Here is a 1093-nt window from a genome sequence, read left to right on the forward strand (position 1 = left end):
GCCTTCAACCTGGTGCCCACGCTCACGGCCGAGCAGAACATCGTGCTGCCGCTAGAGCTGGCCGGCCGTGCCCCGGACCGTGCGTGGCTGGAGGAGATCACCCGGGCCCTGGGCCTCGCGGACCGGTTGGGCCACCGCCCGCACGAGCTCTCGGGCGGTCAGCAGCAGCGCGTCGCCGTCGCCCGCGCCCTGCTCACCCGACCGGACGTCGTGTTCGGGGACGAGCCCACCGGCAACCTGGACACCGCCACCTCCGCCGAGGTGCTCGGCCTGCTGCGCCGGTCCGTGCGGGAGATGGGCCAGACCGTCATCATGGTCACCCACGACCCCGTGGCCGCCTCCGCCGCCGACCGCGTCGTGCTGCTCGCGGACGGCCGCCTGGCCGGCGAGCTCGTGGACCCCACGGTCGAGTCCGTCACCGCGGCCCTGACCGCCCTGTCCGCCCCGGCCGAGGGCGGGGTGCGCTGACCGTGTGGACCGTCGCCCTCTCCCAGCTGCGCACCCAGCCGCGCCGCTACGTCTCCCTGGTGCTGGCCATCCTGATCGGCACCCTGTTCCTCGCGGCCTCCTTCCTCGTCTCCTCGACGGCGCAGGCCACCCTGCGCGCCACGCTCGGCAGCACCTACGCCGGCGCCGACCTCGTGGTCCTGCCGAGCGGGTCCGAGGACGTCTCCGACCTCGCCGGCACCTCCGCCGAGCCCGGCCCGCTGGCCCGCCTGGACGGCGTCGAGGAGGCGTACGCCCTGCGGATGGCGTGGGCGACGGCCCGCGCCGCGGACGCCGAGTTCGGCACCACGGTGATGCCCCTGCCCCACGACCCGGCCCTGGCGGGCCTGACCGTGACCGCCGGCGCGCTGCCCGCCGCCGACGACGCCCGCGGCGTCACCCTCGACGCGCAGACCGCGGACCGGCACGGAGTGGCCGTGGGCGACGTCGTCACGCTGGCGAGCGAGTCCGGGCCCGCCCCGGCCACCACGCCGGTCGACGCGGTGGTCACGGGCCTGACCCAGCCCTCCCCCGACCCGATGCTCTCCGGGCAGGCACAGGTGTGGGCCTCACCCGCGGCGCTGACCGCGGTGCAGGGCCAGGACGG

The 1093-nt window shown here is 76.7% G+C and carries 2 protein-coding genes; both read left to right on the plus strand.

The annotated features are described in order from the left end of the window. On the plus strand, positions 1-468 hold a 468-nt coding region (locus tag AB0N07_RS51885), incomplete at its 5' end, for an ABC transporter ATP-binding protein (protein ID WP_365848082.1). 2 nt (positions 469-470) lie between these two features. Then, positions 471-1093: ABC transporter permease (locus tag AB0N07_RS51890; RefSeq protein WP_365848084.1), on the plus strand; the 623-nt coding region annotated here is incomplete at its 3' end.

Origin of the sequence: Streptomyces sp. NPDC051172 (assembly GCF_040682555.1) — a bacterium.
GTDB lineage: Bacteria > Actinomycetota > Actinomycetes > Streptomycetales > Streptomycetaceae > Streptomyces.